The 24,417-nt window shown below is 61.1% G+C and carries 24 protein-coding genes and 2 pseudogenes; 18 read left to right on the top strand and 8 right to left on the bottom strand.

Annotated features, from left to right (window positions below; all coding sequences use genetic code 11):
- The first annotated feature begins 20 nt into the window (after positions 1 to 20).
- The 7 genes from OKW40_RS25280 (at position 21) to OKW40_RS25250 (ending at position 6,603) form a co-directional block, all read left to right on the top strand.
- Complete coding sequence (locus OKW40_RS25280; protein ID WP_026226515.1) at positions 21 to 1,013, top strand: 2-keto-3-deoxygluconate permease; 993 nt, start codon at positions 21 to 23, stop codon at positions 1,011 to 1,013.
- 2 nt (positions 1,014 to 1,015) lie between these two features.
- Positions 1,016 to 2,350: a four-carbon acid sugar kinase family protein gene (locus tag OKW40_RS25275; RefSeq protein ID WP_429492255.1), complete on the top strand. Its 1,335-nt coding sequence runs from the start codon at positions 1,016 to 1,018 to the stop codon at positions 2,348 to 2,350.
- Positions 2,347 to 3,348 (top strand): 4-hydroxythreonine-4-phosphate dehydrogenase PdxA, encoded by a 1,002-nt coding sequence (gene pdxA / locus OKW40_RS25270; RefSeq protein WP_429492253.1) that lies wholly within the window; start codon positions 2,347 to 2,349, stop codon positions 3,346 to 3,348. Before OKW40_RS25275 ends, pdxA begins: the two co-directional genes overlap by 4 nt.
- A gap of 21 nt (positions 3,349 to 3,369) precedes the next feature.
- On the top strand, positions 3,370 to 3,966 hold the full coding sequence (locus OKW40_RS25265) for a TetR/AcrR family transcriptional regulator (RefSeq protein WP_184050414.1): 597 nt from the start codon (positions 3,370 to 3,372) through the stop codon (positions 3,964 to 3,966).
- Positions 3,967 to 4,072: 106 nt separating this feature from the next.
- Positions 4,073 to 5,227, top strand: a complete 1,155-nt coding sequence (gene yqhD / locus OKW40_RS25260; protein WP_429492251.1) for an alcohol dehydrogenase — start codon at positions 4,073 to 4,075, stop codon at positions 5,225 to 5,227.
- 41 nt (positions 5,228 to 5,268) lie between these two features.
- A complete protein-coding gene (locus tag OKW40_RS25255; RefSeq protein ID WP_429492249.1) occupies positions 5,269 to 6,174 on the top strand; it encodes an NAD(P)-dependent oxidoreductase in 906 nt (301 codons plus the stop codon).
- 249 nt (positions 6,175 to 6,423) lie between these two features.
- Entirely contained in the window at positions 6,424 to 6,603 is a 180-nt protein-coding gene (locus OKW40_RS25250) for a hypothetical protein (protein WP_429492247.1), read from the top strand.
- On the opposite strand, the gene OKW40_RS25245 is transcribed toward OKW40_RS25250, so the two are convergent.
- The 3 genes from OKW40_RS25245 to OKW40_RS25235 form a co-directional block, all read right to left on the bottom strand.
- A complete protein-coding gene (locus OKW40_RS25245; RefSeq protein WP_429492245.1) occupies positions 6,531 to 7,103 on the bottom strand; it encodes a nuclear transport factor 2 family protein in 573 nt (190 codons plus the stop codon). The two genes, OKW40_RS25250 and OKW40_RS25245, sit on opposite strands and share 73 nt — an antisense overlap.
- Positions 7,104 to 7,112: 9 nt before the next feature.
- Complete coding sequence (locus OKW40_RS25240; protein WP_429492243.1) at positions 7,113 to 8,189, bottom strand: MFS transporter; 1,077 nt, start codon at positions 8,187 to 8,189, stop codon at positions 7,113 to 7,115.
- Positions 8,190 to 8,271: 82 nt separating this feature from the next.
- Positions 8,272 to 8,448 (bottom strand): hypothetical protein, encoded by a 177-nt coding sequence (locus OKW40_RS25235; RefSeq protein ID WP_429492241.1) that lies wholly within the window; start codon positions 8,446 to 8,448, stop codon positions 8,272 to 8,274.
- Positions 8,449 to 9,058: 610 nt separating this feature from the next.
- On the opposite strand from OKW40_RS25235, the gene OKW40_RS25230 reads away from it, so the two are divergent.
- From OKW40_RS25230 to OKW40_RS25220, 3 genes are all read left to right on the top strand, one after another.
- A complete protein-coding gene (locus OKW40_RS25230) occupies positions 9,059 to 9,436 on the top strand; it encodes an STAS/SEC14 domain-containing protein (RefSeq protein WP_090807178.1) in 378 nt (125 codons plus the stop codon).
- A 312-nt stretch (positions 9,437 to 9,748) separates the two neighbouring features.
- Positions 9,749 to 10,180, top strand: coding sequence for a hypothetical protein (locus OKW40_RS25225; RefSeq protein WP_429492239.1), 432 nt, complete (start codon positions 9,749 to 9,751; stop codon positions 10,178 to 10,180).
- 316 nt (positions 10,181 to 10,496) lie between these two features.
- Positions 10,497 to 12,350, top strand: a complete 1,854-nt coding sequence (locus OKW40_RS25220) for an FAD-binding protein (RefSeq protein WP_429492237.1) — start codon at positions 10,497 to 10,499, stop codon at positions 12,348 to 12,350.
- Between the two features lie 237 nt (positions 12,351 to 12,587).
- Here OKW40_RS25220 and OKW40_RS25215 read toward each other — a convergent pair.
- A pseudogene (locus OKW40_RS25215) lies at positions 12,588 to 12,771 on the bottom strand (EamA family transporter); the annotation flags it as partial.
- A gap of 110 nt (positions 12,772 to 12,881) precedes the next feature.
- Between OKW40_RS25215 and OKW40_RS25210 the strand changes: the two are divergent.
- On the top strand, positions 12,882 to 13,016 hold the full coding sequence (locus OKW40_RS25210; protein WP_260335711.1) for a hypothetical protein: 135 nt from the start codon (positions 12,882 to 12,884) through the stop codon (positions 13,014 to 13,016).
- A gap of 142 nt (positions 13,017 to 13,158) precedes the next feature.
- Here the strand turns inward: OKW40_RS25210 and OKW40_RS25205 are convergent.
- Positions 13,159 to 13,387: pseudogene (locus OKW40_RS25205) on the bottom strand (DUF1488 domain-containing protein).
- Positions 13,388 to 13,675, bottom strand: coding sequence for a hypothetical protein (locus tag OKW40_RS25200; RefSeq protein ID WP_429402678.1), 288 nt, complete (start codon positions 13,673 to 13,675; stop codon positions 13,388 to 13,390).
- A 689-nt stretch (positions 13,676 to 14,364) separates the two neighbouring features.
- On the opposite strand from OKW40_RS25200, the gene OKW40_RS25195 reads away from it, so the two are divergent.
- A complete protein-coding gene (locus OKW40_RS25195; RefSeq protein WP_429492235.1) occupies positions 14,365 to 15,237 on the top strand; it encodes a transglutaminase family protein in 873 nt (290 codons plus the stop codon).
- Positions 15,238 to 15,279: 42 nt separating this feature from the next.
- Positions 15,280 to 16,083 carry a transglutaminase-like domain-containing protein gene (locus OKW40_RS25190; RefSeq protein WP_429492233.1) on the top strand — a complete coding sequence of 268 codons (804 nt, stop codon included), beginning with the start codon at positions 15,280 to 15,282 and terminating at the stop codon, positions 16,081 to 16,083.
- Between the two features lie 212 nt (positions 16,084 to 16,295).
- Here the strand turns inward: OKW40_RS25190 and OKW40_RS25185 are convergent, their stop codons facing one another.
- Positions 16,296 to 17,246: a LysR family transcriptional regulator gene (locus OKW40_RS25185; RefSeq protein WP_429402676.1), complete on the bottom strand. Its 951-nt coding sequence runs from the start codon at positions 17,244 to 17,246 to the stop codon at positions 16,296 to 16,298.
- A gap of 127 nt (positions 17,247 to 17,373) precedes the next feature.
- Here OKW40_RS25185 and OKW40_RS25180 point away from each other — a divergent pair, with 127 nt between their 5' ends.
- From OKW40_RS25180 to OKW40_RS25160, 5 genes are all read left to right on the top strand, one after another.
- On the top strand, positions 17,374 to 18,675 hold the full coding sequence (locus tag OKW40_RS25180; RefSeq protein WP_429492231.1) for a sulfatase-like hydrolase/transferase: 1,302 nt from the start codon (positions 17,374 to 17,376) through the stop codon (positions 18,673 to 18,675).
- Entirely contained in the window at positions 18,635 to 18,805 is a 171-nt protein-coding gene (locus tag OKW40_RS25175) for a hypothetical protein (protein WP_429492229.1), read from the top strand. Before OKW40_RS25180 ends, OKW40_RS25175 begins: the two co-directional genes overlap by 41 nt.
- Before the next feature lie 49 nt (positions 18,806 to 18,854).
- Complete coding sequence (locus OKW40_RS25170) at positions 18,855 to 20,162, top strand: MFS transporter (RefSeq protein WP_429402674.1); 1,308 nt, start codon at positions 18,855 to 18,857, stop codon at positions 20,160 to 20,162.
- Positions 20,163 to 20,310: 148 nt separating this feature from the next.
- On the top strand, positions 20,311 to 21,567 hold the full coding sequence (locus OKW40_RS25165) for an FAD-binding oxidoreductase (RefSeq protein ID WP_429492227.1): 1,257 nt from the start codon (positions 20,311 to 20,313) through the stop codon (positions 21,565 to 21,567).
- Positions 21,568 to 22,789: 1,222 nt separating this feature from the next.
- Positions 22,790 to 22,924, top strand: coding sequence for a hypothetical protein (locus OKW40_RS25160; RefSeq protein WP_260321229.1), 135 nt, complete (start codon positions 22,790 to 22,792; stop codon positions 22,922 to 22,924).
- Positions 22,925 to 23,199: 275 nt separating this feature from the next.
- Here OKW40_RS25160 and OKW40_RS25155 read toward each other — a convergent pair whose 3' ends face one another.
- The gene (locus OKW40_RS25155; protein WP_429492225.1) at positions 23,200 to 23,691 is read right to left on the bottom strand and encodes a hypothetical protein; all 492 of its coding nucleotides are present in this window, start codon (positions 23,689 to 23,691) and stop codon (positions 23,200 to 23,202) included.
- Positions 23,692 to 24,417: the final 726 nt, after the last annotated feature.

Here is a 24,417-nt window from a genome sequence, read left to right as displayed (position 1 = left end):
CAAACAACCGTGAGACAACTATGGCCCAGCTACCCATCAAGCGCGCAATCGAACGCGTACCCGGCGGAATGATGATCGTCCCGCTCCTGCTCGGCGCAGTCATCGCCACCTTTCTGCCGGGCATGCCGAAATTCTTCGGCTCCTTCACGAATGCGCTGTTTACGGGTGCGTTGCCTATCCTTGCTGTGTTCTACGTGTGCATGGGCTCGTCCATCGATATCAAGGCGACGCCCTATCTGCTGAAGAAGGGCGGCGCGCTGTTTGCCGCGAAGGTGGGGACGGCGATTGTCGTCGGTTTCGTGCTGGGCCATTTTCTTGGCGAGATGCCCGTCTCCTCCGGACTGTTCGCCGGCATGTCGACGCTCGCGGTGGTCGCCGCGATGAACGACACCAACGGCGGCCTCTACATGGCGTTGATGGGGCAATATGGCAAATCTGAAGACGTCGGCGCGTACACGATCATGTCGCTCGAATCCGGCCCGTTCCTCACCATGGTCACGCTCGGCGTGGCCGGGCTTTCGGCGTTTCCCTGGCAGACGCTGGTCGGCAGCGTCCTGCCGCTGGCGGCCGGCATGCTGCTGGGCAATCTCGACCGGGAAATGCGCGCCTTTCTTGGCCGCGCCGTGCCGGTCATGATTCCGTTCTTCGCGTTGGCGCTCGGTGCGAGCCTCGACCTGCACAAGGTATGGCAAGCGGGCCTGCTGGGCATCGGCCTCGGCATTGCCGTGGTGATCGTCACGGGCATTCCCCTTTACCTGACCGATCGGCTGACGGGCGGCACGGGTGTCGCTGGGGTGGCGGCCGCCAACACGGCGGGCAACGGCGCGGCGGTGCCGGCGCTGATCGCCGCGGCCAATCCGGTCTACGCTGAAGCCGCCAAAAGTGCGACGCTGCTGGTTGCCGCGTGCGTGGTCGTGACGGCCATCGTCTCGCCCATACTCACCGCGGCTGTCGCAAAGCGTGTCGCCACGCGCACGGAAGCGAGAGACTCGACCGTCGGAGCGACACGTTGAGCATGACCAAAGTTCTGATCGTCGCCGACGACCTGTCCGGCGCCGCCGATTGCGCGATTGCCTTCGCCGCTGCTGGTCTGCGCACGGCGGTGAGCCTCACGGCGGCGCAGGCGATACCGCACGCCGAAGTGATCGCGGTGGATACTGACACGCGCCGTATGTCGCCCGCTGACGCGGCACGTTGCACGGGCGCGGCGTGGCAGGTATACGGCGCGCCGGCCTGCCGGTTGTACAAAAAAATCGATTCCACCTTGCGCGGCAACTGGGCCGCCGAAGTCGCCGGCTTGCAGCCGCTCGCGGGGCTCGCCATTGTCGCGCCGGCTTACCCGGCAACCGGGCGTACTGTGTGTGACGGCCGGGTCTTCGTGCACGGCATTCCGCTCGAAGAGACCGAAACCTGGCAGCTCGAACACGCTGAACGTTCTGCCGACCTCGCGACGATGCTGGAGTCCGCGGGCCTCACCACGGCGCCGCTGACGGTCGCGGCGCTGCGCGGCGATCGGCAGGCATTGCGCGAGACGCTTGGCGCGGTGATGCGCGGCGGCATGCAGGCGCTGGTCGTCGATGCGCAAACCGATGCGGACCTCAGGGCGCTCGCCGAGGCCACGGCGTCGCTGGACGGCGCGTTCTTCTGGGTCGGCTCCGGCGGACTGGCTCGCGAGTTGGCTTTGGTGAGCGGCCGGTCCGCGCCCGCGCCGGACCAAAACGCGGCGCCGCCGCAGATGTACCGGCAGGACGGCGCGGTGCTGATTCTGGTCGGCAGCCTCTCGGCGGTCTCGGAGCAGCAATGCGCGATGCTGCGCGAGCGGGCGGGCATCGCCGAGTTCGTGGTGCCGCCCGCCTTGCTGCGAGACGCCGAGCGGCATCCGCAATGGCCGGGCTGGCAGGCCCGCGTGGCCGCTCACCTTGGCGAACGCACCGATCTGCTGCTGCGAATCGGGCGCGACGAAGCGTTCGATCCGGCCGAAGGTGCGCATCTGTCGAAGGCGCTGGCGGCGCTCGTTGCGCCATCCTTTGCGCATCTCAGCGGACTGATCGCCACCGGCGGCGAAACGGCGCGCGCGATGCTGAGCGCGGTCGGTATCGCCAGTTTGCAATTGCTGTCGGAGATCGAGCCGGGCGTAGCGGTAGCGCGTCCGCATGGCCGCGAGCACCTCAGGATTGTCACCAAGGCCGGCGCATTCGGCAGCGCGCATGCGCTGTACGGCGCTTACCTTCATCTGAGGAGCGCGACCGACTCCGCGCGCGGCGGGCCGGAAGTCAGCAGCCCGGCCGGCCCCTCCACACCCTCAACGACTTGCAACACGAGCCCACGGAATTCAGCCAAAACACTATGAGCAACTATCTTCCTGTCATCGGCATCACGATGGGCGACGCAGCCGGCGTGGGTCCCGAGATCGTGGTCAAGAGCCTGACGCACGAGTCGGTCTATCAGCAGTGCCGCCCGCTTGTCATCGGCGATGCGGCACGCCTCGAACGCGCTAATGAGATTCTCGGCGGTAGCGCCACGGTGCGTCGTATCGAGAACGCGTCGGAGGCCCGCTATGAGCGGGGGACCATCGAGTGTATCGACCTCGCGCTGATTCCCGTCGACCTGCCATTTGGCAAGCTGTCGGCACTCGCGGGCGACGCCGCCTACCGCTACATTGCGCGCGCGGTCGAGTTGGCAAAAGCCGGCGAGATCGACGCGATCTGCACGGCGCCCTTGAACAAGGAGGCGCTTCACGCAGGCGGTCACAAGTATCCCGGCCACACCGAGATGCTCGCATATCTCACCGGCATCGACGAAGTCTCGATGATGCTCGTCGCGCCTAAATTGCGCGTGATTCACGTGACCACGCACATTGGCATCATCGATGCGATTCGCAAGATCGAACCGGGCCTCGTGCAGCGCACGATCGAACGCGGTCATGCGACGCTCGTGAAGGCCGGCATCGCCAATCCGCGCATCGCCGTGTGCGGCATCAATCCGCATGCGGGCGAGAACGGCCTGTTCGGTTACGGCGAGGAAGAAGAAAAGATCGTTCCCGCGGTGCAGCGTCTTCGCGAGCGAGGCTGGGACATTGAAGGTCCGTTGCCTGCCGACACGCTTTTCTTCCGCGCCGGACGCGGCGATTTCGACCTGGTGGTCGCGATGTATCACGATCAGGGTCACGGTCCGGTCAAAGTTCTTGGGCTGGAGGCGGGCGTCAATGTGACGGTCGGTCTGGATGTGATCCGCACCTCGGTCGATCACGGCACGGCGTTCGACATCGCCGGCAAGGGCATTGCCGATGAGCGCAGTCTCCTCGAAGCCTTGCGTCAGGGCGCCGAGCTCGCCACGCGGCGAGCCTGAGACGCGGCGATGGGAGCACCTGTGCGCAGAACCGCGGACTTTCACCAGAAGCTGCTGGAGGCCGGCGTCGCGCTGTTTGCCGAAACCGGTTATCACGGCACCGGCGTGAAGGACATCGTTGCGCGCGCGGGCGTGCCGAAGGGTTCGTTCTACAACTACTTCGACAGCAAGGAAGCGTTTGGCGCGGCGATCCTGCGTCACTACGCGGACGAGCAGGCGGCAGAGTGGAAGCAGTATTCGATCGAAGCGGATGCGCCTGATCCGCTGCTCGCGCTCCGCGGCATCTACGAGCGCATGGTGGCCGACTACGAGGCTTGTGAAGATCGTTGCGGATGCCTGTTAGGCAATTTTGCCGGCGAGATCGCGCAGTCGAGCGATCTGTGCCGTCGTGCGGCGCGCCTGACGGTCGACGAATGGCGCATGCGTTGTGCGGAGTACCTGCGCCGAGGACAGGAGTTCGGTTCGGTGCGCCGCGATCTTCCGGCTGAAGCAATGGCAGACCTTTTCTGGAACATGTGGGAAGGCAGCCTGTTGCGGATGAAGCTGGAGGACTCGGTCGAACCTTTGAAGGCCTGTGTGCATTCGATGTTCGATCTGTTTTTCAAGTCCCGGCAATAACAGTAAGCGAGGTCGGCACGCCGGGCGGCGCGCAATCGCTCTGCGGTGCGCGGTTTGTCCGCAGTTGAGACGACCGGTCATATCAATGCAGGAAAGCAAGGTCCCCATGCAAAACTTCATCTTCCACAATCCAACTCGCATTCTGTTCGGCGAAGGCCAGATCGCCGCACTCGACACCGAGGTCCCGACCAACGCGCGCGTGATGATCACGTGCGGCGGCGGCAGCATCAAGAGCAATGGCGTGCTCGCGCAAGTACAGGCAGCGCTGGGCGAGCGCCCCTATTTCGTGTTCAGCGGCATCGAGCCCAATCCCACCTACGAAACCTTGATGCAGGCGGTCGAGTTCGCACGTGAGCGCGACCTCGACTTTCTGCTCGCAGTCGGCGGCGGCTCGGTGATCGACGGCACGAAGTTCATCGCGGCCGCACTGAAGTTCGACGGCGAGCCGTGGGACATCCTCGCGAAACAGGTCGAAGTGCGCGACGCGATGCCGTTCGGCAGTGTGTTGACGTTGCCGGCCACGGGTTCCGAAATGAACAACGGCGGCGTGATCAGCCATCGCGCGAAAGGCGACAAGCTGCCGTTTCGCAGCGATGCAACCTATCCGCGATTCTCCGTGCTCGATCCGGTCACGACCTACTCGCTGCCGCCGCGGCAGATCGCCAACGGCGTCGTCGACGCATTCGTTCATGTCGTCGAGCAGTACCTGACCTATCCGGTCGATGCGAAAGTGCAGGACCGCTTTGCCGAAGGGCTGTTGATCACGTTGACCGAAGTGGGCCCGCAGGCGCTTGCCGAGCCGCACAACTATGCCGTGCGCGCCAACCTCATGTGGACCGCGACGCTTGCGCTCAACGGCCTGATCGGCGCAGGCGTGCCGCAGGACTGGGCGACTCACATGCTCGGCCACGAAATCACCGCGCTGCACGGGCTCGACCATGCGCAGACGCTCGCGATCGTGCTGCCGGCCATGCTGAGCGTGCGACGGCAACAGAAGCACGCCAAGCTGCTGCAATACGCGGAGCGCGTCTGGAACATTACCGAGGGTAGCGAGGATGAGCGCATCAGCGCGGCGATCACGGCAACCCGCGTGTTCTTCGAGCGCATGTCGCTTGGGACCCGGTTGCGCGACTATCAGATTGGCGGCAGCTCCATCGGCACGCTGATCAACAAGCTCGAAGAGCACGGGATGACGGCGTTGGGCGAGCACGGCAACGTGACGCTCGAAGTCAGCCGCCAGGTCTATCAACTTGCAGTCTGAGCGATCCCGTGTCCGCTTGACTGTTCTCCTGGATTATCACCATGAAGATTGGATTCGTAGGTCTTGGCTCGATGGGCGCCGCAATTGCGATGAACCTGATCGAGTCGGGGCATGAGGTGCATGTTTTCAACCGCACGGCCGCGAGGGCGGAGCCTTTGCGCGCCGCTGGCGCACGGGTCGCCGCAAGCCCGGCGCACGCCGCGGAGTCGGCTGACGTCGTTTTCACGATGGTCGCCGACGATGCCGCGCATGCCGCCGTCACGTTCGGCGAGGCCGGTATTGCTAACGCGCTGCGACCGGGCGCGCTGCATATCTCGATGAGCACGATTAGCGTGGCGGCCGCGCAGGATCACGCGGCGCGCTACCGCGAAGCGGAGCTCCCTTTCGTGTCCGCGCCGGTATTCGGCCGGCCCGACGCCGCTGCGGCGCGCAAGCTCTTCATCATGGCCGCGGGCGAGGACAAGCATCTCACCGTCGCGCTCCCGCTTCTCGAGCAACTCGGACAGTCGGTCGGCATCGTCGGCACGGATCCTTCGCAGGCGAACCTCGTGAAGCTGATCGGCAATTTCATGCTGTCCGCGATCATCGAGACTTTGGGCGAGGCCTGTGCGGTGGCCGGCAAGGCGGGCATCGACCCGATGCGCCTCGTCGAATTGCTGACGAGCGCGAACTTCAACGCGCCGCCGTACAAGATCTACGGCCCGTTGATCGCGTCCCAGCAGTTCCAGCCGCCGGGCTTTTCGTTGCCGCTCGGGCAGAAGGATAACCGTCTGATGCTGGCGGCCGCCGAGGCGCTGGGTGTGCCTTTGCCGCTGGCGAGCCTCGTGCGCGACCGCTTCCTGACCTTGCGTTCGCAAGGGATGGGCGCCGCGCACGACTGGTCGGCCGTAGCGTTGTGTGCGTTGTCCGATGCGGGCATGAGCAAGCCCGTCCACTTCCCGACCTAGCCGCCTCGCGGGGCTGATTTGGCGGTCTTCACGCTGAGCCACACGATGACGAGCGCTGCCGCGGCCGCAGTAAGCCGTCCAGGGGCTACCATCCGAATCTTTGCCGGAAACTGTCTGCACTGAACGAGGATGTGAGCCCCACGGCGAAGATTGTCATGTCATCAGTGGCCTCAGCATGGCTCTTTTCAGACGCCTCTCGGAAACGCGCCGCAGCGGTAATCAAATCAGGGTATCGCGTGGCGGGAAGAGATGTTCGCCGAGGTCATGCTCGCCGCCGCGCAAGAAGCAAAGGCGACGATTGGCCTGCTGAAGACGTCGGTGCCGATCCGCGACACGCTGATCAGCTTCGGCAAGCACTACCTGAGCGCGGTGCTCAAGCCGCAGTTGCTCGCGGTACGCCGTCTGGCCAATCCTGCGAGGCCGGGCTGATAGCGATTCGCGTCAGTCCGGCAAGCGCCCGAATGGACGTGCCACAGCTTCCATACAGCTTCGCGTTGGATCCAGATCTGCGTGACCAGCGCGCGAATCTCGACCTCAGATCCATCAGTCCTGCGCACCAGCGATTGCTCAAGCCGACCCGTCGTAATCACCATGTCCGGCAGAAACCGGTACGCGAGCGGCTGCGGCCGCTTGATCTGCCGTGTCTCGATCTTCTCGGCGAGGAAAGTCAGATACTCCGACTTGCCATGAACGTAGCCGGATGAGTGAACGAACATCAACTCGTCGTCGAGAAGCGAGGCCAGTGTCAGCATGTCCCCTGACACCGTAGCGTCGCAGCGTTGTTTTTCCATTGCGTCGACGGCGGTTTGAGCGAACGCATTCTTCATCATGATTCCCCTGCGGATGCGGCATGCGCGAGGCCCGTCAGGAACGGCACCGGCTGCCTGTTGAGTTGTGTGTTCGCGGGCATCTTCCGCGCGGCGAATCATTCGCCGCGGTCAACGCAATAATTCGCCGCTCAGTCGATTTCCCTGCGAAATGGGTTCGGCCGCGAACCTTCCCATCGGCAATGCATAGCTTGCAAGCAGCGCGACCGCGGATGCGCCCATAACGTAGTAGGCTGGCGCTGCGAGCGAACCAGTCTGGCGAATCAGTAGAGTCGCCAGCAACGGCGCAAAGCCGCTGAAGACGACGACTGACAGGTTGTATGCAAGCGCGATTCCACTGAATCTGACCTGGACAGGAAATTGATCGGCGAGTACCGACGCCCAAGTCCCGCTTGCCAGTGAGAAAACCACGCCGGCGAGGACAAATAGCACGACCGGATTGACGGTATGGCTGACGAGCGCTTGATAGAACGGGTAGCTCAACAGAACCAATAGCGCCGCGGACGTGCGCAGGAGATACCGGCGCGGGATCTTGTCCCCGAGCCAGCCCGCAGCGAGCAGGCCGAAAGAGCTGACGATCAGATAAGCGTTCTGGGCAACTGCCGCGGTCCGCGGCGCGTAGTGCAGTTGCTGGACGAGGTAGGCGGGCATGTGACCATAAAGTATGCCGTTGACGCCGGCCATCACCGCGATCGTGAGCGCTCCCGTCGCAACGGCCTTGCCATGACGTCGCAGCGTTTCGCGAAACGGTTGTTTGACTACGGCTCCGTGCATCTCCTTGAACTCGGGAGACTCGTCCAGATTGCGGCGCATCCAGTAGGAGACAATCCCGCAAACGCCGCCGAACAGGAACGCGATCCGCCAGCCATACGCCGCCGCATCCGCACTCGACAGGTAGGTCTGGATGCCGAGGTTGACGAACGTAGCCAGCAACACGCCCACGTTGACTGCGCAAATGATGATGCCCGCGGCAAGGCCCGCGCGATGCGGTGCCGCTTCCACCGCATAGGTGATGGCGCCGGGCATTTCTCCGCCGACGCAAAAACCCTGGAGCATGCGAAGCATGATCAACAGGATCGACGCGGTCATGCCCCAACTCTGGTAGTTGGGCAGCAGCCCCAGACAGATGGTCGCGGACGTGACCACAATGATCGAGCCTATATCGCAAGATTGTCGGTCACGAACCACGTCTCATCCGTGCTCGCGCCGGACAGCCAATTCACGTCAAGCCACCTTCTAAAGCCCGACGCCATACAAGGCTTGCGGATGCCTACTTGCCGCCGATGCCGACCTTGCCGCGCCCGACCTTTCGATGCGGCACACAGGGGCGCAGCCTCTTCCTTGAGCTAGCCGTCAATGTGACGTGCTCCGCAGGGTAGCGGGTCGTCCTGTTCAGCGCGGCCTGATAGGCGGAATGGCCCGAATCGATGCGCTTGAGAGCTGACATCACTGACTCCTCCTCAGAGGATTCTAGTCCGAAACGGCACGGCGGTTATGTCGCCTTCCTGAACATGCTGTAGTCGAAGTCCGCGACCCGGCGCTCGGCGAACCCGGGCGTGCCCTTGACGATTGCCATGCGCTCGTTCCGGTGTGTGCCCACAGGTAATTATTCGAGCGCGCGGCGCACACGCGCGGGATTCTAACCTTCAATCCAATCGGGACTCGTGCGTCCCTTCCCGGGTGGGGCGGGACACGGCATGCCGTCGGGGCGACAAAAACCGAATCTCGACGGGCACCCCAAGCAACGCATCCTTTCGGCCATCGATCACGACATCGCGAGCCTGCTGGAACAGTTGGCTGATGCCGAACCGGCTCCGGCACCCCGGCCGCGCATGAAGGGGCGGCTTCATAATTCCTTCCGACAATAAAGCACGCTAAGCGGTGGACGCAGGTTGCCGGCTGCGCATTCGTGTCCGCCTCTTGTCGGCCGGCCATGAGCGGTCACTGACCCTGCGAGAACTGTTACCCGAAGCGGTCGCTCATGAGCCTACAATAGGAACGCATCATCGCGGCCGCAGGCACCGAATTGCACTGCGGAGAACCAATGGGGGACGGCGATGTTCAAATTCATCGATGGGTTACCGCAAGATGTGCTCGCGATCGAAGCCACGGGCAAGGTTACGCACGACGACTACAAAAGTACACTCATACCCAAGGCTGAGGCGATGATGGGCAAGGGGCCGATCAAGATGCTCTATGTCGTCGGGAAAGAGTTCACGGGATTTGAGGTTGGAGCGCTTTGGGATGACGGCGCGTTCGGGCTGAGGCACTGGCACGATTTCAGCCACATCGCAGTGGTTACGGATCTCGCATGGCTACGGGTTATGGTTGGTATGCTAAAACCCTTTTTTCATGGCGATGTCCGCTTGTTCTCGCTTGCTGAATTGCCTACCGCGAGACGCTGGATCACGGACTCCAAGCGAGTTAGTCGATGAATAACATCCGCTGCTAAAAATCTGAAATCCATCTGCGCTACAAGGCGTTTCTACGGAAGATGAATTTGCCGGAACAACCTCATTGCACCATTTTCGATTCCCTATTGCTGTCAGTCGCGAGTGTCTCAAGCGGTCGGCCTCGGCCTTTCGCGCGAGACGCAGCTCGCGAATTCAGGCCCGTGGCGTCATCTGGCAGAGGTCGGCCAGTTAAAGACCTTCGACGTCTCGGCCAAAATTGACGACAATGTTCCCAAGGAAAGATTGCGGGTCGTGCTCCGTCGTCGGAGACGCCGCTGAATCTAAAAGGAAAACATGAGACGACTGTTCCTCGCTGGGCTCGCAGCCACCTCTTTCGTGACTTGCGTTCATGCGCAAAGCAACGCGTCTGGCCCGCTCGTCACGCCCTCGGGTAACTTGCAATTCGTGCGCGTCGACGGCGATTTCGTGGGGATGCTCGACAAGGAAATTTTCGATCGCTTTAGCGCGAGCATGCTCACGCATTTCGACGACGTAGGCAATGCAAATGACAGCGTCACGCGCACGCTCGTGCAGACTGATTCCGGGCCGGTGCTGTACGACTTTCGCCACCATCCGCCGCTTGTGCAACGCTCGGGTAACCGCATGACGGTCAAGCGCGTGTTCTGGCAAGGCGATGAAGTCGTGATGCAAAGCTCGGAAGGCTGGTTCCGGTTCAAACGCGGCGTGCTGACGAAGCTGCAGTCGTCTACGACGACGTACCATTGATTACGCACGCACCCCCAACACACGAGCCAGCGATGACATACGGCGCCTCGCCGCGCACGCCGTAGCCTTTTTCCAGGTTGCCTTAACCTCTTGCGGGTCGAGTTCAGCACGTCGTCGTGGGACAGGTTTCTGCCAATCGACCTCGAAGGCTAAGTCGTTGAAAATCTGTCCGGCGGTGGGCTGGGGGGCTAACGATTTGCGGTGCACGGTTGGCGGACTTCGAACGCTTGAGGCACGTCTTCCGGTCACCCCATTATTCGAAGAGTTCCGCCGGTTTCTCAGTCATCCGGGTTGCAACCATATTGAGATTTCACGCATGCCGATGAAACCTTCAAACAAAACCACGTCCTCGAAAAGACGACGTATTTTGCAAATTGCGGTCGGAATCACATTTTTGCATGGTGCTCGGAAACAGATGCTCGCCTCGGCGCAAGCGGCGGTATCCGGAGCGCTCACTCGCGTGCGTCCGGGCGATCCAGGCTGGCCGTCCGAGGCGCAGTGGAACGAACTCAGCCAGCAGGTCGGCAATGCACTGGTGAAAGTGCAATCGCCTCTGGTGGCTTGCCTGAACGCGCCCGATAGTGACGACTGCAGGCAACTATTCAGGGAGCTCAAGAACCCCTATTTTCTCGGCGACGAGGTGGGTCTAACGCAAACCCTCGGCTGGGTTGACGCGTGGACATCGACACCCAGCGTCTACGCGGTGGCTGCCCGCAACACGAATGACGTCGTCGTCGCCGTTAACTTCGCACGTCGGAACAATCTCCGCCTCGTGGTGAAGGGCGGCGGCCACAGCTATCAAGGCACATCGAATGCGCCGGACTCTCTGCTGGTCTGGACGCGAAAAATGAACAACATCACCGTGCAGGACGCGTTTGTCGGCACAGGATGCGAGGGACATGCGGCACCGGTGAGGGCGGTCACGGCCGGTGCCGGCGCGCTCTGGGCGCACGTCTACGATGCGGTCACTACCAAGGCGGGCGGTTACGTGCAAGGTGGCGGCTGCATGACGGTCGGCGTGGCTGGCCTGATCCAAAGCGGCGGGTTCGGCAGCTTTTCCAAGGCCTACGGACTGGCCGCGGGAAGCCTGCTCGAAGCGGAAGTTGTGACGGCAGATGGCGCGGTCCGGATCGCCAATGCCTGCACGAATCCCGATCTATTCTGGGCGCTGAAAGGCGGCGGCGGTGGCAGCCTGGGCGTGGTCACCCGGCTCACGCTGCGGGTCCACGAATTGCCCGAGACCTTCGGCGCGGTGAACATGACGATCAAGGCGACATCGACGTCTGCGTTTCGCCGGCTGATTGGCGTGATCATCGACTTCTATAATCAGAACCTGATGAACCCGCACTGGGGCGAACAGATCAGATTTCGCCGCGACAACGTCCTCACCATCTCGATGGTGTTCCAGGGGCTCAGTCGCAGTGAAGCGCAAGCGATCTGGCAGCCGTTCATGGATACGCTTGCCGCGTCCCCGGACGATTTCAAGGTCGAGTTCTCGCCACTGAAGATTGTCGCCATCTCGGCCCGCAGTTTCTGGGCTCCAACCCTGTTCAAGAAGCTCCTCGGCTTCATCAGCACCGACGACCGGCCGGGCGCACCCGACGATAATATCTTTTGGTCGGGTAATCGCGGAGAGGCGGGACAAGTGCTACACGGCTACGAGTCCGCGTGGCTCCCCGTGGCCTTGCTGCAAGATGACCGGCGTCAAACCCTGGCCGACACGCTGTTTGCGGCGACCCGTCAATGGAGCGTGTCGCTGCACGTCAACAAGGGCTTGGCGGGTGCACCGGCGGAGGCTGTCGCTGCCGCGAGAAACACCGCCACGAACCCGGCCGCGCTGGACGCCTTCGCGTTGCTTATCGCCGGGGCGGAGGGGCCGCCCGCGTATCCGGGCATTCAGGGCCACGAGCCCGACACCGCGCTGGCGCGCCGGGACCGGCAGGCCATCGGACGTGCAATGGCCGAGGTGCGCAAGCTGGTTCCAGACGCCGGTTCCTACGTGGCGGAAAGCAATTTTTTCGACGCGGACTGGCAGCGGTCCTTCTGGGGCTCAAATTACAGCAGGCTGCTCGCCATTAAGGATCAGTATGATCCCGATGGTTTGTTCTTCGTTCATCACGGCGTGGGGAGCGAACGCTGGAGCGCCGACGGTTTCACGAAAATCGTCTGAACGACTCGACCTTCGAACTCGCACATATGGTTCAGCGGAAATCACATTTCGAAATCTCGTATTGAGGCTTCCCAGCACCATTCGGTCATGACAGGCCGCTAACGTGAATGTTGAAAGGCTATATCCGGTCGACTCCCGCCGACCGCATCGGGCAGGACCCGGCCATTAGGAGTCGATCAAAGCGATAGAGTGAGCGACCGATAATCGCGCTGCTGCGGACATTGAAATCACGCGAAGTCAATGACGATGGTGGCGATGCTTGTGTGTTACGGGTTCACGCTTATGTGGGGGTATGTGGTTCCTGCCCGTCCCACGGGAAGTCATGAACGTGCTGATGGTGCTCGTCATGGCGACCTCGGTGGTTTGGTTCCGGTGTCTCGTGCGTGTGAGCGTGCTCGTGGCGCTCCCGCAAATGTAGCCAGGTCGCTCCGAACACCGCTTCCACGTCGCGGCCGCGTTGCGGGACTGCTACTCAGGTGAGCTTTTTACCCCAGGGCGCCGACCGCCTATGTATTGTTCACGACATCGCGAGTGTCGCTCGGCCCGGATCAGGCGACAGGCAAGATTGTCGATCGCACCGTGGAGTTTGGCCAGTCTTCAGCGGTTGCGCTTTTTCGTGAAGCAGTGTATCAGGCGCTGGGCGATCTGCTGCCTGCTTCATATTGAACGTATAGGGGCGTTCGGGCCGAGTAATATTGGCTGCGTGTTCGAACCCTGCTCGCGCCTCGCATCCCCGCAACTAAAAAGTGATCGCGCCCGAATCTTCGATTCAGGAGATCGTGTACCTGATCTGCGGGCCACCCTTATATCACGTTTTGGCCAGTTCCAGTATCCGGTCGCGATTACGATCGAACGCCGCGAGCAGGTCGGTTTCCTCGCTACGGATTCCGGGGTTGAGCTTCGTCAGCATTTGACCATCGACGAGAAACGCGATCTCGCGAGAATTGTCGTAGCCCCAGAAACATACACGATGCCTGGGAGGTGTCGTAAGAGCGACTGGGATTTGGGAAGCTGAGCACGATCTTGCTTTTTGCCATCTAATCTCTCGAAGAGACGTAGCGCCACTTCGCGGCGTTGATATCGATGCGAGCATCATCGTCGAGCCGCTTCTGGGCGCGGTCGGACTCCGCCTGCCGCAAGGCTTCGACGCGAGCTTTCTGGGTCGCCACATAGTCTTCCGGTCTGCCCGACATGATCGGGCTCATTGGGGTTCGCTTCAGCATCTGAACGCCTGCAAAAAGAGCGTGCAACTTCAAGGCAGTGGCCTGAGGCCAGAAAGCACGCTTGAGCACGGCGACGCGCCACATCAAGGTCGCAATGCTCATTCGCGTGCGAGATTCAACGCGTATTCCCGCCGGTACTGGCGAGCCGGACACGAGTGGCGAGTCGATGAAAGCCGCTTGCGCACTCAAGTTGGCTATCCGAGAGTGCGCCGCATGGCGCGACAAAGCAAGAACAATCGGCAAACCGGCGGCTGGGTGCATGAAGAGAGCACGCACTATCAGTAAACTTGTGCACTTACCCCTTAAGGTGTGTGATCGGGTCTTTTAAATAGATCGCGACAGTAATTAAAAATGCGCCCAGAATGAGTCGCAGAGCGGACCCTTCCGTGGGCACCTAAATGGGGAGCGCAATGGCAAAAGGTCAACTGCGTAGTAATCGCGAGGCAAAGAAGCCTAAACAACCTAAAAAGTTACCATCTCCCGGAGCAGGTCTGTTCAAGACGTCTACCCCGAAGACTCCTGTGTCGAGCGGCGTGACGAAGAAGTAACCGACACGCGCATGTGACGCGCGGTCGTTTCACTTTGCTTGTGCGCACTTTCGACGAAGGTGTAGCAGCGGCCCGGTAGAAAGAGCGTCATTGCAATTCGGGCTGCACCTTGTTGCCTCTCATTGCTGATCGTTTTCAGCGCGTGTCTGAGTCGTGACCGATTGCCGCCCCGGTTCGTGCTGTCGCGGTGGGCTTTCCTTTTGGGGGCGAAATGGTGAGCAAGTTTGTTCGCGGCGAAACGCAATGAGCGCGCCGCAACGTCTAACCGTGCGGCACCAGAGCGTCTACCACTACTGGGAGCCAGTGCGCTTCGGCGAGCATCGCATGATGTTCCGCCCGCGTGCGAGTCATGATCTGCGGCTTCTCACCGCGCAGTTGCTGATCACGCCCACACCTGAACGGCTGTATTGGTTGCACGATGTCTTCGACAACTCGGTCGCAGTCGCCACGTTTTCGGTCGAAGCATCCGAGCTGCTCTTCAGAAGCGAGGTGACGCTCGAACATTACGAGGCGCCGCTGCCTGACTATTCGCTGGAAGCCTATGCGTCGACCTGGCCCTTCGCGTATACGAGCGAGGAAGCCTCTGATCTGGTGAACGCGCGAAGCCGACAGTTTCCGAACGACGATGTCGACCTGTGGGCGCGACGCTTTATCGACCCCGGCGGCACGACGGGCACGATGACGTTGTTGCGCAGCATGACGCTCGAGATCAAGAACAACTTCATGTACGTGCGGCGCGTCGAGAAGGGCGTCAATCGTCCTGCCGACACGCTACGCCTGCGCAGCGGCAGTTGCCGCGATTTCGCGGTGCTGATGATGGATGCCGTCCGCTCGCTTGGCCTCGCGGCCCGGTTCGTCAGCGGCTATATCTTCGTGCCGGACCACGACACCACCCTGGGCGGCGGCGCGACCCACGCATGGCTGCAGATCTATCTTCCCGGTGCAGGCTGGGTCGATTTCGATCCGACCAACAGCATCGTCGGCAACCGGCATCTGATTCGTGTGGCGGTAGCGTGGAATCACGATCAGGCGCTGCCGCTCTGGGGCACATGGCACGGCGCGATGCATTCGTTCCGCAGTCTTGAGGTCGACGTGAGCGTGATCGAAGACGCCTGAGCGCTCAGCGCGTTAGGACTTTATCAATGGAAGGATGGTCAGATGAAACTTCGCGTGGGCTATGAACTGATCTACGAGTGCGCGCAGCCGACACCAATGATGTTGATGTTGAACACGCATTTTTCCCGCGTGCAGGATGTCCTGTCTGCCGATCTGCTGGTGGTCGATCCGCCGGTGGCGATCACCCAGTATCGCGATAGCTTCGGCAATCTGTGCAGCCGCATCGTCGCGCCGCAGGGGCTGATTTCGCTCTCCACCACCGCGCTGCTCAACGTCTCCGATCAACCCGAGACGCGCGAGCCGTTCGACTATCAGCATGCCGTCGAAACGCTTCCGGATGAATGTCTGGTGTTCCTGCTCGGCAGCCGCTATTGCGAAACCGATCTGCTGTCCGACATTGCCTGGAAACTGTTTTCCAATACGCCTCCGGGCCGCCACCGGGTGCAGGCGATTTGCGACTACGTGCATCGCCATGTCACGTTCGGATACGAATTTGCACGGCCGACCAAGACCGCGTTTCAGGCGTGGCAGGAACGCAAGGGCGTGTGTCGCGACTTCGCTCATCTGGCCGTGGCGCTATGCCGCGCGATGAATATTCCGGCTCGCTACTGCACGGGCTACATCAGTGACGTCGGTGTGCCGCCGCCGTGGAGCACGATGGATTTCGCGGCATGGTTCGAAGCCTATGTGGGCGGCTCCTGGCGGACCTTCGATCCGCGCAACAACGTGCCGCGTATCGGTCGTGTGCTGATGGCGTGCGGCCGCGATGCCGCCGACGTTGCGATCAGCAACACATTCGGTCCGACGAAGCTCATCAAATTCGACGTCCACTGCGCGCCTGAATGATGACGAGTGGTCATTCGTTGGTGGTGTCGTAGGGGACGGGTTTGGGTCGGGATGCATCAGATGCATCAGGCAGCGGTCGGCCAACTGCGGTCTTTGCATGAGGACACCGGTGGGTCAGCTAGCGGGCCTACACCGGCCGCTCGCGCCAGGTGAAAGCCCAATCAACCATCGACGGTCCGCTGCATTCACGCCGCGGCCGGCCGCTATTCTTTTCATGCGTGTAGTGAGTTCGATAGTCGCTCTTCCACACTTGCAACGCAGCTCAGCGCCGCCGGTATCACCGGATTTGCTGACGCGTCGTTGTAAAACAGCTGAACAGTCTCGAGGAAACGCGCGCCCGGCAGCGGAAGGATGGACAGTGCGGCGCGATTCGCGCCACGCCGCGCGACGGTGAGCGGCATCAGGGCGAGGAACGGATAACTCGCCAGCATCGCTTCGTTGGCCTGTAGGGAAATCGACTGCACGCAACCGTCGGGGAATGTCAGTCCTGACCCTCGCAACCAGCTTTCCAGTGCAAGAAAGGTCGGCGCCTCCCGCGGCGGCAGTATCCAGGGCAGGCCGGCCAGGTCCGACGCGCTGACGGTGCGCCGGGCGGCAAGCGGATGATCACGTCCACAGACGACGACAATCGGATCCTCAACGATAGCTCGCGACTCGAATTCGGACGCATGGGTCTGCGGTGGCGCGGTCCGGCTCAGGACAAAGTCAAGCGCCCCGGTGGCAAGCATTGGGAAAAGTCTGTCGCTGGTGGCTTCATAGAAGGATACGTTGACGTGCGGCGCGCGCTTCTTCAGTTCCAGGACGAGTTCGGGCGCAAAAACGGGCATGACCGTCGCCACCGCGCCGACCGAGATCTTTCCGGAAAGGCCGCTCGTCAGCGCGTCGACTTCGTAGCGAGCCTGTTCGAGCTGATGAAACACCTCTCTTGCGCGCTTCATTAACGTCTCGCCGACGGCAGTGAAATAGAGCCGGTTTCCGGTGCGCCTCAGTACAGGTACGCCCAGCCCGGCCTCCAGTTCAGCGAGCTGCTTGGACACGGCAGGCTGTGTGACGTTGAGCTTTTCCGCCACGAGTCGGATCTGCCCGAGGCTGTCGAACAGCGTCAGAAGACGCAGATGACTGAGTTTCAGCCCGGCCTGAAAGAAACGTTCGATCGGATCCATGCTCTACCTCAGCGAATAACCAATAGTTATTCGCCTGGCAAAAAATGTCAATTGCTTCTCATGCGTCCCGATACCAATATGGCTTCAGGAGACGCGGCGCATCGCAACTGCAGCGAAAGACAGACTTATGAAACCCAGCAACGTCCTCTTCATCCTGTCCGACGAACATCAGCACAACCTGATGGGTTGTGCGGGCCATCCGTTCATCCAGACGCCCAATCTCGATGCGCTCGCGCAGCGCGGCACGCGCTTTTGCAACTCCTACACGCCGTCACCCATCTGCGTGCCGGCGCGCGCGAGTCTCGCCACCGGCCGTTATGTGCACGACATCCATTGCTGGGACAACGCGATCGCGTATGACGGCGCGTATCCTGGGTGGGCTCAATATCTGTCCGAAAGCGGCCTGCTCACCGAGTCGATCGGCAAGCTGCATTACAAATCGGAGTCTTCACCCGTCGGCTTCCGGCGCCAGCATCACCCCGTTCACATTCTTGATGGCATCGGTCAGGTTTGGGGATCGGTGCGCAATCCCCTGCCCAGAACGATGGGACGCTCGCCGCTGTATGACAAGATCGGCCCAGGCACGTCCGACTACAACCGTTTCGATGCGCGCGTCGCCGACACGGCCGTCGACTGGCTGACCGACCATGCCGGCGACGCTAAGCCGTGGGTTCTCTTTGTCGGGCTGGTCGCGCCGCATTTCCCATTGATCGTGCCTCAGCAATACCTCGATCTGTACGATCCGGCTACGATCGAACTTCCGGCCCTCCAGCCATCGACGGGCTATGTACGCCATCCATGGGTCGAGCGGCAGGCCTTGCACATGGATCACGACGCCGCGATCGGCACCGACGAGCGCCGCCGGCTCGCTATCGCGTGCTATTTCGGGCTCGTGTCGTTCCTGGATGCGCAGGTCGGCAAAGTACTTTCCGCGCTAGGCGAAAACGGTCTCGACGACAGCACGACGGTCATCTATAGCAGCGATCACGGCGACAACCTGGGCAAGCGGGGCATGTGGAACAAATGTCTGATGTACCGCGAATCGACCGGTGTGCCGATGATCATCTCAGGGCCCGACATTCCCGCGGGGAAGGTCAGCGAAACCCCGGTGTCGCTGGTCGACATCCAGAATACGATTCTCGGGCAAACGGGCTGCAGTCCGGAGATGTTGTCCGGTCCCGGTCAATCGCTCGCGGAACTGGCGAACGCGCCCGATCTGCATGAGCATCTCGCCTTTAGCGAGTACCACGCAGTCGGTTCGGAGAGTGCGGCCTATATGCTTGCGAGCGCCGACTACAAATACCACCACTACGTTGGCCTGCCGCCCGAACTGTTCGACTTGCGACGCGATCCCGACGAACTGAACGACGTCGCAGGACTGCCGGAATATGCAGCCGTGCTGTCGTTATTCGAAGAGCGCGCTACGTAACCTGGTCGACCCCGAAGCCGTCGATGCGGCAGCGAAGCTCGATCAGGACAGGCTCATCGAGGCATTCGGTGGACGCGATGCAGCGCTGAAGACGGGGACACCAGCAGCCACGCCGGTGCCGGTCGAATGACGCCCGAGCGGTAAAAAGACAGCATAAAAATCATTGATGGAGACAACTGATGGCCTCAGCCGACATGACTGCGGTGACGCAAGGACCCGCGCTCAGACAGAAGTGGAAGACGGTGATTCTGGCGAGTCTTGGCGGCTCGCTGGAGATCTACGATTTCATCATCTACGGCGTGTTCGCGCGTGAGATTGCACGGCAGTTCTTCCCGGGCGCGGACCCGATCGCCTCGTTGATCAGCACATTCAGCGTGTTTGCGATTGGCTACGTGTCGAGGCCGCTGGGCGGAATCGTGCTGAGCAGCCTTGGCGACCGCTTTGGCCGACGGGTCATCTTTCTTGTTTCGGTCCTCGCGATGTCCGCGTCGACGATCGGGATCGGATTGATACCGGGGTACGCGAGTATTGGTGTGCTGGCACCCGCGCTGCTGATCCTGCTCCGTCTTGCGCAGGGGTTCTTCCTTGCGGGCGAATTGCCGTGCTCGATTACCTATGTTGTCGAAGAGATACCGGCTCGCGCGAGTCTGGTGAGTGGCCTCGTCATCTTTTGTCTGAATTCCGGAGTGCTGACGGCAACGCTGATCAGTCTCGTACTGCGTTCGACGTTAAGCGCTTCGGACGTCGTGACTTACGGATGGCGCATGGCATTTATCTTCGGTGGCGTGATCGGACTTGTGTCTTACTGGTTACGCACGTCGCTCGAAGAATCCAGTGAATTTCAGCGCCTCAAGAGCCACAAGGTCAAACGGCCGTTCAGAAAAGTGCTGACCGATTACCCGAAGCAGATCGTAATCGGCGTGGGCGTGGCTGGCATCGTGAACGCATCGAACAGTCTCCTTTTCGTGGTGCTGCCGTCGTACATGACGACTGTGCTGCACTATTCGTCGAGTCTGGCGAGCGCGGGCCAGAACGTCGGTATTGCGACAATGTCGGCATCGCTGCTGCTGTTCGCGTGGCTTGGGGACCACATGCCAGCCCGTCACTGGCACCGCATCGGTTCACTCATCATGCTGTTGGGCAGCTATCCGTTCTATCGACTTGTCGCCGCACACGGGCTGGATCCGCTTGTCGCGTTCGCCATCATTGGCCTTGTCGGCGGATTCGTGAACGGCGCTTACGCATTCCTTCTCGCGGATCTGTTTCCAACGAATGTCCGCTTTAGCGGCATCGCACTCTCGCTCAATCTCGCGACGGTGGTCTTCACAGGCATCACGCCGCTTCTCGTCACGCAACTATTGCATCGTACGGGTTCGTCTGCCGCACCCGGGATCTTCCTGACTGGCGTCGCGCTCATTGCGCTGATTGCCCGCACTGGGCTTCGGCGATTCAGCGGACAGGTCAACCGGACAGGCGCGCAGGAATAAAGAGAACATGAAAGATCAATCAGACAACTTCGCGGCTCTGCATCGCGCACTCGTTGGTCAACTCGGCGACGACCGCGTGTCCGTCGACCCGACCGCATTCGATGCGCACGCCGGTGACTGGAGCGACGCAACCCGGGTCCGGCCAACGATGATCGTGCTGCCGCGCACGCCGGACGAAGTCGCACGCGCACTGGGCGCCCTCGCCGGATTCCAGCAAAGAGTTGTCGTTCAGGGAGGGCTCACTGGACTGGCGGGCGGCGCGACGCCGCAGGCGGGAGAAGTGGCGTTGTCGCTGTCGAAGATGAACGCGATCGAAGCGTTCGACCGTATCGGTGGGACGATTACGATCCAGGCGGGACTGGCGCTGGAGCAGCTACAGGGTTACGTTGAATCGGAGGGCTGGTTTTTTCCGCTCGATCTCGGAGCACGGGGCACATGCCAACTCGGCGGCAACGCCGCGACGAATGCAGGCGGCAATAGGGTGGTCCGCTTCGGAACCATGCGGGACCTGATTCTCGGCATGGAAGTCGCGTTGCCCGACGGTACGGTGTTGTCGATGATGAACAAGGTCACGAAGAACACAACGGGTATCGACCTGAAGCAACTGTTCATCGGTTCGGAAGGCGTGCTGGGTGTGATCACCCGTCTCGTTCTCAAGCTCGAACCGAAGCCCACGGCCGCCAATACCGCGTTGTGTGCGCTGGGTTCCTTCGACGCCGCAACGCGGCTGCTCAAGGACATGCGGGCAACGCTACCGGGTCTTTCGTCGTTCGAGGTCATGTGGGATGACTTCATGCGTGCGGCGATGGACATAGCCAGTCTGAAGGCTCCGTTCGCGCAGCCCTATCCGGTCTATGTGCTCGTCGAGACGCTGGGCGTATCGGAGGAGGATGATCGGCGCGCGCTGGAACGGTTGCTCGAAAGCGCACTTGAGCAGGAGGTCGTGCAGGACGCAATCGTTGCGCAGTCGATCGATCATTCGCGCCAGTTGTGGGCTTACCGTGAGACAGTGGGTGAACTGCTGTCGAAGCTCAAACCGCACGCCGCATTCGACGTCGGTGTACCGATGGACCAGATGGACCGATTCGTCAAGAGCGTACGCATATCGCTTGACGAGCAGTTTCCTGATCAGACGCATCTGTTCTTCGGCCATCTGGGCGATGGAAATCTTCATGTGCTTTCGGGGCCGTACGCGAGTGCTGAAGCGCTTCATCGCGTCGAAGAAGTGGCTTACACGGCGGTCGACACGGCAGGGGGCTGCATCTCGGCGGAGCATGGCATCGGGGTCATCAAGCAGCCATTCCTGCGTTTGAGTCGCTCAGACGCCGAGCTGAAACTGATGAAACAGCTCAAGGCGCTTCTCGATCCTGCTGGCATCCTCAATGCTAACCGCGTTGTTGCGTAGCGCGGTCGTACCGGAGATTGCCTCGAAGCTGGCCTGGAGAACGGACAAGTCGTTGTAAGCTACAACGTCCGCTTGCAGATGGCGGATTCAACCGGTCGATGCAATAGTTCGATGGAACCGTTCAGCCGGCGTTCGATCTCCAGCGTCTCTTGCGGGTCGAGACGACTCATTCGTTAGTAGCGGGAGCTGACATTCGCCGGCACCCTTTTGCGAGTGTCAGCAATGCGACGGGCAGCAGCCGCACGCCATCCCATTGGCGATCGTCGGCTTTGGCCGACGACGCGACTGACATGATCCGCGCGCGAAGGTCCGTTGTCTGGGCGGAGCCGGCATCCGAACGTCCGCGTGAAACCGTGGGCCATCGCCCGTCGTTGGCCGAACCTTGTCGATCGTCCAGCAATCGAACGGCACTTCCCATGAGCGGCAACAGGCGGACCCGCTGCCACCGTTCGGACCAACGCCGACGCCCCGTCCGCTTAAAGAAGTAAAGCAGCGCCAAATTTGGGCGGCCTCTCCGATGATGCTGGGCGGACGATTACCAGGGTTCGGTCCGATCTGTCAAGATGGGGTCGCCCGATCGAACCGTTTGTGGCGAAAAATGCACACCGCATTTTTTGCGCTGAATACTCCCGCAAACGATTGCGTATACTCTGTGCACCTCTTTCTCCGAGGCGCGCTCTATGCGGCAGGAATGGCTTGAATCTCTCCAGCGACTTAGCTGGAACGCTCCGATAACTTTGGCACTAGCGTCGGCAGCAGTCGGCTCTGTCGTGACACTAGCGTGGATTTCGGCGCGAGATGCCCGGGAGCGCAGGCGTCAGCGACGCGACACTGCATTGGAGCTGGCGTTATCGCTGGAAAGCTACGCTCGAAGCTGTCGGACAATGATGCATAAGGCTGTTTGGGCGGCAGCGGAGCCGGCGGCCCTATCAGCAGCGAAGCCAGCAAGGGCGTGTCCATCCCTGCTTTTGCCTATCCGGACAGGCTGCAGTGGCACGTCCTGAGCCGCCGAGTTATCTCCGAGTTGCGTGAATACCCGGCTACTGTGCACGCTGCCCGAGAGTACTTGGAGGCATTTCGGGAGTTCGGCGAGCCGATAGACCTTTGCGGTCAGGTCCAATATGAGTGTGCGAAGGCCGCGATGTCAGCACTCGCGCTGGCTAGAACTACGCGTAGGCGGCACAGTGCCGCGACGTGGAAACCGGGTGCCAAAGATTCAGCCATGGAGCGCGAACTGTCCGACTTCATCGCGACCGCTGAAGAAAAGCGCAAGGCGTCGCTCGAGCGTCGAACGGAATCCACACTTGGTCGGGGAGCTGACGCACAGCCGTTCAAACAACAACCGCTAAGCGCCTGAAACTTAGACCGGACAAAGGGATATCAATCTATCAGGCGCCTCGCGACCCTCAACACCCTGTGGTACTCACGAGAGGTTAGCGGCTGCTTCCAAGGTGTCAATGCTTTCGGCATGACGACAAGTCGTCGGCCAAAGCCGACGATCGCCAATCGGATGGCGTGCGGCTGCTGCCCGTCCCATTGCTGACACTCGCATCCGATGCAACGTCTCGCCCTGGCCGGAGCGCTTCCCTCTCTGTTGAGTTATTCCAGACATCAGACGCCCTATGCAGTCGCCTACCTGGAATGGCAGACGAAGGCGAGGTCGTATGAATCGAACAAATCAGGATTGATCCCGGCTGCCTTGCTCGCCTGCATCATCGCGCGGTCAAGCGAGCCATTATCGAGCGACTCCACGAGAAGTAGTCCGGCGAATTCACCTTCTGAACTTCGCCGCATTGACTTTTCCTGCGTGGCAATGGCTGTCGCCTCGTTTTTCACGGCCATGATCTGCGCGTTCACAACCCAGTCGCCTTTCGCGAGCGCATCAACGATTGCCTGCCCTTGCTGGGCTATCAGGCATTCCGGTAGTGCGTCTTCAAATCGTGCGATGGCGAGGTGACCGCCGTGTCCGGCCGAGTTCGCACCCCGGGCGAGAATAGTTCCGCCGCCTCGGCGAAACTGCTCGAGGGTCGGCATTATTCGGCGCGTCCACGCAGTCGGGTTATTCAACCGTTCCAGATAGCCAGAACTCGCCATCACGTCCGCGTTGTCCAGTTCGTACAGCATCATGTACTCCGAGGGCCGGTTGTTGCGTCGCTTGAAGACCCTGCGATGAAGCTCTACGGACGGCTGGGTTGCGAAGAAGTAACTTTACCAGGGAGCAGCGAGGGCGAATTCGGGGAATCGAATTGACGGGTGCTGCCGAAGATCATTCCGCTCGCAAGTGTTAGCTAGGAGTTGGACCACTCTCGTTGAACCTGTTGGGGGCTCCGGTCCTCGTAGCACAGCCGCGGGAAATTTTTCTTGAACCTATCTGATCTGTTATTGCCGCCGTGGGGGGCGACCGACATTGGCTCGTAAGACCCGACATCCGCACAGTGTTATCGCTTCTGTCGTTACCGGGACATCTTGGCTATAGCTTTTGGTTGAAATGTTCGGAGATGAAAAGCGCAGTCGCGTGCGTTGTTACGGATGGGGGTGAATTCGGGCGGGCTGCCGGCGTTGAGGCTCGGATGGCTGTGGCGGGTGAAAATCCATGCACTCCGTGTCGGCTACACATTACGAGTCGCAATGGTGCGTCCCTATTTGTTGCGGAGCAGCATGATTTCGATGTGGCACTCTTTGTTGTCGCTTTCGCAAGGGTTGTTGGCGGGCGATCCCGCAGACTTTGCGCAGCTGGAATCGATGCAGTCTCAGAAATCGCAATTGCTGCTGCGAACTTTGACCCTGTCTCATGATTAAGACTTCAACGGTGGTAGGGCCTTCCGATCAACTTTTCCCCGCAAACTTTGA

The sequence above is a fragment of the Paraburkholderia sp. RAU6.4a genome, from assembly GCF_050435625.1.
In the GTDB taxonomy this organism is placed as follows: domain Bacteria; phylum Pseudomonadota; class Gammaproteobacteria; order Burkholderiales; family Burkholderiaceae; genus Paraburkholderia; species Paraburkholderia tuberum.
This window is presented reverse-complemented; position numbering and strand designations above follow the sequence as displayed.

What these genes read in the sequence shown, in the direction of transcription:
- OKW40_RS25155 (WP_429492225.1), bottom strand. Translation starts at nt 23,691, where the DNA reads ATGCTGTACGAACTGGACAACGCGGACGTGATGGCGAGTTCTGGCTAT.
- OKW40_RS25250 (WP_429492247.1), top strand. Translation starts at nt 6,424, where the DNA reads ATGTTCGCCGAGGTCATGCTCGCCGCCGCGCAAGAAGCAAAGGCGACG.
- OKW40_RS25280 (WP_026226515.1), top strand. Translation starts at nt 21, where the DNA reads ATGGCCCAGCTACCCATCAAGCGCGCAATCGAACGCGTACCCGGCGGA.
- OKW40_RS25225 (WP_429492239.1), top strand. Translation starts at nt 9,749, where the DNA reads ATGAGACGACTGTTCCTCGCTGGGCTCGCAGCCACCTCTTTCGTGACT.
- OKW40_RS25165 (WP_429492227.1), top strand. Translation starts at nt 20,311, where the DNA reads ATGATCGTGCTGCCGCGCACGCCGGACGAAGTCGCACGCGCACTGGGC.
- OKW40_RS25195 (WP_429492235.1), top strand. Translation starts at nt 14,365, where the DNA reads ATGAGCGCGCCGCAACGTCTAACCGTGCGGCACCAGAGCGTCTACCAC.
- OKW40_RS25180 (WP_429492231.1), top strand. Translation starts at nt 17,374, where the DNA reads ATGAAACCCAGCAACGTCCTCTTCATCCTGTCCGACGAACATCAGCAC.
- OKW40_RS25235 (WP_429492241.1), bottom strand. Translation starts at nt 8,448, where the DNA reads ATGTCAGCTCTCAAGCGCATCGATTCGGGCCATTCCGCCTATCAGGCC.
- OKW40_RS25275 (WP_429492255.1), top strand. Translation starts at nt 1,016, where the DNA reads ATGACCAAAGTTCTGATCGTCGCCGACGACCTGTCCGGCGCCGCCGAT.
- OKW40_RS25190 (WP_429492233.1), top strand. Translation starts at nt 15,280, where the DNA reads ATGAAACTTCGCGTGGGCTATGAACTGATCTACGAGTGCGCGCAGCCG.
- OKW40_RS25200 (WP_429402678.1), bottom strand. Translation starts at nt 13,675, where the DNA reads ATGAGCATTGCGACCTTGATGTGGCGCGTCGCCGTGCTCAAGCGTGCT.
- OKW40_RS25255 (WP_429492249.1), top strand. Translation starts at nt 5,269, where the DNA reads ATGAAGATTGGATTCGTAGGTCTTGGCTCGATGGGCGCCGCAATTGCG.
- OKW40_RS25245 (WP_429492245.1), bottom strand. Translation starts at nt 7,103, where the DNA reads ATGATTCGCCGCGCGGAAGATGCCCGCGAACACACAACTCAACAGGCA.
- OKW40_RS25160 (WP_260321229.1), top strand. Translation starts at nt 22,790, where the DNA reads ATGGAGCGCGAACTGTCCGACTTCATCGCGACCGCTGAAGAAAAGCGC.
- OKW40_RS25230 (WP_090807178.1), top strand. Translation starts at nt 9,059, where the DNA reads ATGTTCAAATTCATCGATGGGTTACCGCAAGATGTGCTCGCGATCGAA.
- OKW40_RS25170 (WP_429402674.1), top strand. Translation starts at nt 18,855, where the DNA reads ATGGCCTCAGCCGACATGACTGCGGTGACGCAAGGACCCGCGCTCAGA.
- pdxA (WP_429492253.1), top strand. Translation starts at nt 2,347, where the DNA reads ATGAGCAACTATCTTCCTGTCATCGGCATCACGATGGGCGACGCAGCC.
- OKW40_RS25175 (WP_429492229.1), top strand. Translation starts at nt 18,635, where the DNA reads ATGCAGCCGTGCTGTCGTTATTCGAAGAGCGCGCTACGTAACCTGGTC.
- yqhD (WP_429492251.1), top strand. Translation starts at nt 4,073, where the DNA reads ATGCAAAACTTCATCTTCCACAATCCAACTCGCATTCTGTTCGGCGAA.
- OKW40_RS25185 (WP_429402676.1), bottom strand. Translation starts at nt 17,246, where the DNA reads ATGGATCCGATCGAACGTTTCTTTCAGGCCGGGCTGAAACTCAGTCAT.
- OKW40_RS25220 (WP_429492237.1), top strand. Translation starts at nt 10,497, where the DNA reads ATGCCGATGAAACCTTCAAACAAAACCACGTCCTCGAAAAGACGACGT.